The organism is Shewanella sp. ZOR0012 (assembly GCF_000798835.1).
In the GTDB taxonomy this organism is placed as follows: domain Bacteria; phylum Pseudomonadota; class Gammaproteobacteria; order Enterobacterales; family Shewanellaceae; genus Shewanella; species Shewanella xiamenensis.
The window spans coordinates 4372527-4379003 of sequence record NZ_JTLE01000094.1 but is presented as its reverse complement, the minus strand read 5'-3'; the positions used below and the strand labels follow the sequence as shown (position 1 = coordinate 4379003).

The following is a 6477-nucleotide window of genomic DNA, read 5'->3' as shown; positions in this document are numbered from 1 at the left end:
AGGTTCTAGGTTCTAGGTTCTAGGTTCTAGGTTCTAGGTTCTAGGTTCTAGGTTCTAGGTTCTAGGTTCTAGGTTCTACAAATAGATTAAGAGTGAATACTATGTCAACGCAAACAAACACTAAGTCAGATTTGAGCGAGCTGGATTGGGACAAACAGGATGGGCTTATCCCTGCTGTTATCCAAAACCACTTATCAGGCAAGGTATTAATGCTCGGGTATATGGATAAAGCCGCGCTGGAACAAACTCTGGCAACAGGTGATGTGACGTTTTTTAGCCGCTCTAAGCAACGTTTATGGACCAAGGGAGAAACCTCAGGTCATACCCTCAAATTGGTTGCCATCGATAAAGACTGTGATAACGACAGCCTGTTGGTACAGGTGTTGCCCAATGGCCCAACCTGCCATAAAGGCACCGAAAGCTGCTGGCTCGATGGCCAAGCTCACCCGTTTTTAAACAATCTGGCCGAGCTTATCGCCTCACGTAAAGGGCAAAGTCCAGAATCGAGCTACACCGCCTCCTTATTTGCGCGCGGCACCAAACGCATCGCCCAAAAGGTCGGTGAAGAAGGACTAGAAACCGCGCTGGCCGCTGCGACTCACGATAAAGAAGAGCTGATTAATGAGGCATCAGATCTCATGTACCACTTATTAGTGCTACTTGAAGATCAACAACTGAGCTTAAGTGATATCACGGCTAATCTACTCGCTCGCCATCAAAAAGCACTGCAAAAATAAGCTAAAAACTAAGCACTACTGCACCAGTATCTGCCGCAAGCCTTTTTGGTCTGCGGCAGACAACCTTCTATTTACGCAGTGTTAGCCAACACCACATCCCACGCTCTATCATGCGCCTTAAAACCCTTCCCCCCCAAAATAGTGAATCCTAAAACCGCACAGTTTCTCATCAGCCATCACACCGTAATTGACAAAAAATCAGCAAAATACTGTTGTAATGGTTGACAAGTACATCTTAACTGCCTATCGTAGCCAGCGTACTCGATACCTGCATCGAGGCGTTGACTCAACTTATTAACATTTAAGACAAATTTTAAAAACAGGCCGAATTGCCTTCGTTATGTGATGTGACCAAGCAATTAGATGTGATTAAGTCATTAGATGTAATTTAAGTGTCGAATTAACCCCAATCAAAGGCGCGTTTTATGTGTATTACAACAGCTTATTATCCCTATCTGTAGCCGCAATGGCATAGATAGGCACACTCGCCTGACCTTCCATTGTGGCCATATCCCCAACGATCCGCAGATTGCGCCACGATCCCAATGCTTTGTACTCACACAAGTACTACTCTCAGCCGCCGTATCGCGCCGCCATTCTGCTTAAGCCTTTATCTCTTTTAGCTGAGATATTCGAGCCATTCATTAAGACGTTTGAGCGTAAGTTATGACACAAAATAAATTTTTCGGCAGTTTGCTGCTGATCGCAGGCACCACCATTGGCGCGGGCATGCTCGCACTCCCCATCGCCTCAGCAGGACTCGGTTTTGGTGTATCGAGCATGATTATGCTAATCCTCTGGGCATTGATGGCCTACACCGCCCTACTTATGGTCGAAATCCATCAATTTGCCCCGAGTGATGCCAGCCTCAACCAATTAGCCCGCACGCTTTTGGGCGCTAAGGGCCAAGTGGTTGCCAGTATCGCGTTAATGTTTTTACTCTACGCCCTGTGCGCCGCCTACATCGCAGGCGGCGGTGAGCAAGTCAATCAAAAGCTCAGCACTTGGTTAGGGTTAGCACTGCCGCCACAGGCGGGCGCCATCTTATTTACCCTCCTAGTTGGTACGATTGTGGGCTTAGGCACCCACTGCGTCGATTTAATTAACCGCCTGCTCTTTAGCTTAAAAATCATTGCGTTGATCTTGATGCTGGCGTTATTACTGCCGCAGGTGGAAGGCACACATTTACTCGAATTGCCGCTGGAGCAAGGGCTTATCGTGTCGGCCATCCCAGTGATTTTTACCTCGTTTGGTTTTCATGGTTCGATTCCATCCGTGGTGCGCTACTTAGGCGTTGAGGTTAACAGCCTGCGCAAAATCATGTTGCTCGGCTCGGCATTACCGCTGCTGATTTACCTGCTGTGGCAACTGGGCAGCCAAGGCGTGCTCAGCCAAAGCCAACTGATGACAAATCAGAGTCTTTCAGGCTTTATCAATCAGTTAGCCAGTGTACTGCACAGTCAATCCTTAAGCTCAGCGATCAGTGTGTTTGCCGATCTGGCGCTGGCAACCTCCTTTTTAGGGGTTAGCCTAGGTCTATTTGACTTTATAGCCGCCAACTTAAGGCAAGAAGATAATGCGACGGGTCGCAGTATTACCGCGGCGATCACTTTTGTGCCGCCATTAGGCTTTGCCCTTTTTTACCCACAGGGATTTATTACCGCACTAGGTTATGCGGCAATTGCCCTAGTGATCCTCGCGATTTTTTTACCTGTTTCCATGGTATGGGTACAAAGAAAACAACGGGATAACGCCAATCTTCCCCAAGGCTACCGCGTCGCAGGGGGAACATTAGGCTTAGTGCTTGCACTCGTGTCAGGCCTTGCCGTCATTGGCGCCCAATTATTCGGTTAACATCGGTTTAGGTCACTACAGAATAAGTGCCTGTAAAATCAAGATGATTGAGTAGGCACTCAACCTCATTTGCCCATAGCAAGACCCATCGCAAAATTAGTCAGCCACGTAGTGGAGTGTTAAACTGGCGTTCATCCCACGCCCCTTTATCGCTGGTATTCCAATCGCCAGCACTAGAGTGAATGACAGCGCATTGATGATAAGGATGATATTCGACTCACATGGTTAAGACGCCAATACCACTGAAAAAGGCTAGCGCCGAACCCGCACCGCAGGCAAGCTCGGCTGCTACGTCACATTCCCAAGCGGTAGGAACTGGCGTGCCTAGACGCAAAACAACAATCAAAAAGCGCGTCAAACAAAGCCTTATCGCCACCACAGTGGCAAGTATGTTAGCGGGTATTGCGCTTACTGTATGGATTGTCAATAGTGAGACCGAAACCCTTATTCTGCGTGCCGCCAATTATGCCTTAAGCGGCATGGACAGTGAGCTGACCGATATTCGCTTAGGAAAAATGGGCTTAGCACATTGGCAAGTCAGTTCAGCCAACCTGCGCGTGCATGACTCGCACTTAGTGGTAAAAAATCTCGATATTCAACTGGCATTAAGCTGGCCCCAAAGTATTGCAGAACTACTCCAGTTGGCCCAGCTTGATGTCTTGAGCCAAAAAATCAAACGCATTAGTACAGGTGAGATTGAAGTGGAGCTCGGTCAATCACTCTTTGAGCGAAGCCCCAACATTGCCGATGAACAAACGCCCGCAATAGCGCTAAACATCAACTCATTACCCTTAATTGAGATAGGTAAAACCACACTGAAGCTAAAAGCGCAAGCCAATCACAGCGCCTATCAACTGGTGATGGAAAAACTAAGCCTTAATCATTATGGACAATTAACCACCGCCTTTAGCCATGAAGACGAGCCGCTTATCAGCTTAGCTGCAACACTCGGCAGCGATGAATGGACGTTAAAAAGTGAACTGAACATAGCGCCGCTGCTTGAGAGTCTGCATCAAATTAGCCTACGCCAAACGCCAACCAGTATTCTTAGCCAATTGATACAATGGGACGAACAATGGCAAGCGCTTGGCGTGACACTGAGTGGTCAGTTAGTCTCGCAAAGTACTTTCAAGCTCCCGACGGGCGATATAAAGAGTGACCATCAGTTTATCCAGCCGAGTGTCACTTTGGCGCATTTTGCAGACTTCACCTTAGCACCACAACCAACACTGGCGTTTAATGTCAGTGGTCCATTAGCAGCACTGAATCTAACACTCGAGCCTTTTAGCCTTGCGTTAACGCCCAATGCCGCGCAACAAGCGCTGTTATTAGATGCCCTAAATCACTCTTTGCAATTAAATAATATTGACTATCAAGCGCTTAACACTTTACTCTCAGGGCTTAAAAGCACCGAGTCCCCCATTGGACTGGCATTCTTGATGACTGAGCCGCTGCATTATGCATTAGCAAAATCAGATGAGCCGTTAACCTTGCCCGCGGTGGAATTATCCACCTTAGGCAGTAAACTGCAAACGCACATTCGTCTCTCCAACACTCTCTTAAATAACAAGTACTTAACCCAAGAGTCGGATACATGGATGTTGCAAACGCAGTGGCACATCGCGCTTCAACAAAATACTCCGCTCAACTTACGTGACCTTGACTTACACAAGCGCTGGCAAGATGCACCTCAAGCGTTAAATTGGGGCTCTGGCGCTTTGCAAACTGCCGGAACGATGGATCTTAAACAGTCAGTCCAAGGCATCGATTGGCAACTTAAGACAGCGCCCTTCTCTACTGAGTCAACGGATACACTGCAATTAACGCTTAGGGATATTCAGCTAGATAAGGCAACTCGAGCATCTGATCCTCAAAATAAACAAACCCAGTTGGGCTTAGGCAATATTGAACTAAACGCCAAGGCTCCACTCACATTTAGCTCAACATCATTTTCAGCACAGGATGCGACTACCGCGGCGGGGAGTCAATTTGCGCTAAACTTGCCCCCAGTGTCACTCGCGCTGGCACAACTGCGTTTTAGCCAAGCGGTAGAAACACTTGCAATAACCAATACCCATGCACAACACCAAACGCAGGCCTTAAATAACAACACGAAAACCAGTCTGAGTAGCCGCAGCGATATAACAGTGCAGGATGTTTCCCTTGGAGTATCACAGGGCGTAGCAGTGAATTTCTCGAGCCAAGACCCTTTTTTAACAGCGATTCAATCGAGCCAAATCAAAAATACACTCCACTGGCAAGCCAAACAGTTATCAATTGAAAAGCAGCTCTCGACAAAGGGACGTACACGTAAACAAACTGTGCTTAAGCTGGATAGCTTAGCCCTAGTGCAAGATTTACATTGGAAAAATAGCACGCTTATCGGCGATGAACACTGGCAAGTCGGCAATGTTCAACTACAAAGCCATCACCAATTGCAGTTCGCCAATGCAAACTTGCCACTGCTGTTAACTGGCCAGTGGGTTGTCGATACCAGCATGACAGAGGCACTATCTTTGCTTAATCAAACCCAGCCGTTACCCGCTGAGTTTAATATGACCGGGCATAACCAATTACAGGCACAATTTAAGCTGACACATCAGCCCGAACAAACCCAATTTGCGATGCAAATTACCCAATCGATGACCGAGCTTGAAGGTTTTTACAAAGACATTCTCTTCGAGGGCGGTAAATTACAGGCCCAATGCGAGTTCACTTGGGGGCAATCCTATAAAACGCCGCAAGCGTCAGGCTATTTCAGCAGTTTAAGCCGACTGAACTGCCCGCAGACTATGATAAACTTTAACTTGTTTGATCCCGGCTTCCCCTTGACCGATATCGAAGTAGAGGCCGATATTGTCCTAGGCAAAGATGCAGAGAAGCTTCCCGACAATTGGTTGCAACAACTCACGGGTTTAAGTGATACCGACGTGTCGATGACCGCCAAGGGTAAAGTATTGAGCGGCCTGTTCTTACTCCCTGATTTTAATTTAAAATTGCAAGAGAAATCCCACGCCTATCTATTATTGCAGGGCATGAATCTTGAAGAAGTACTGCGAATTCAACCCCAAATAGGCATCTATGCCGATGGCATATTCGATGGCGTGTTACCCGTGGACTTAGTCGATGGTAAAGTGTCGATCAGCGGCGGCCAATTAGCGGCCCGCGCCCCAGGCGGTTTAATTGCCATATCTGGCAATCCGGCGGTCGATCAAATGCGCCAATCACAACCTTATCTCGACTTTGTATTTTCGGCACTCGAACACTTAGAATACAGCCAGTTATCCAGTAGTTTCGATATGGATCAAACTGGCGATGCCAACCTATTAGTGGAAGTCAAAGGTCGCAGCAAAGGGATTGAACGCCCTATCCACTTGAATTACTCTCATGAAGAGAACATGCTGCAATTATTCAGGAGCCTTCAGATTGGTAACGATCTGCAGGATAGAATCGAAAAATCCGTGAAGTAAAAGGAACCCTCAGTGAAGATCATTCAATTACAGCAAGTCAGTTTAGGTGCATTGCTGCTACTGGGCACATTGCAAGGCTGTGCGCCTACAGTAAAAATTGAGCCGCCGGATAAACCGATTGTGATTAATCTCAATGTGAAAATTGAACACGAGATAAAAATCAAAGTGGACAAGGAGCTAGACCAGCTTCTGTCAGATGATAAGTTGTTCTAATCACAAAGAATTAAGGAATATACGATGAAATCAATGTCACTCAAGACCCTGCTACAAAAGCCAACATTACTCCTGTTGCTCGGCCTGAGTTTATTCAGCTTAAACGCCTTTGCCATGTCATTGCAGGAAGCCAAATCCCAAGGTTACTTAGGTGAGCAACTCAATGGCTATTTAGGTCTAGTGCAAAATAATAGCGATGCCAA

Annotated in this window: 5 protein-coding genes; all 5 read left to right on the top strand. The window is 47.0% G+C overall.

Annotated elements, in window-relative coordinates:
- Nucleotides 1–101: 101 nt before the first annotated feature.
- On the top strand, nt 102–737 hold the full coding sequence (hisIE, locus tag L976_RS20885) for a bifunctional phosphoribosyl-AMP cyclohydrolase/phosphoribosyl-ATP diphosphatase HisIE (protein WP_047539753.1): 636 nt from the start codon (nt 102–104) through the stop codon (nt 735–737).
- A 666-nt stretch (nt 738–1403) separates the two neighbouring features.
- Nucleotides 1404–2591 carry an aromatic amino acid transport family protein gene (locus L976_RS20880; protein WP_037417893.1) on the top strand — a complete coding sequence of 396 codons (1188 nt, stop codon included), beginning with the start codon at nt 1404–1406 and terminating at the stop codon, nt 2589–2591.
- A gap of 221 nt (nt 2592–2812) precedes the next feature.
- Nucleotides 2813–6061, top strand: a complete 3249-nt coding sequence (locus L976_RS20875) for a YdbH domain-containing protein (protein WP_047539751.1) — start codon at nt 2813–2815, stop codon at nt 6059–6061.
- Nucleotides 6062–6073: 12 nt separating this feature from the next.
- Nucleotides 6074–6274: a YnbE family lipoprotein gene (locus L976_RS20870; RefSeq protein ID WP_011072131.1), complete on the top strand. Its 201-nt coding sequence runs from the start codon at nt 6074–6076 to the stop codon at nt 6272–6274.
- Between the two features lie 24 nt (nt 6275–6298).
- The coding region (locus L976_RS20865) for a DUF1318 domain-containing protein (RefSeq protein WP_156143270.1) at nt 6299–6477 on the top strand (179 nt) is incomplete at its 3' end.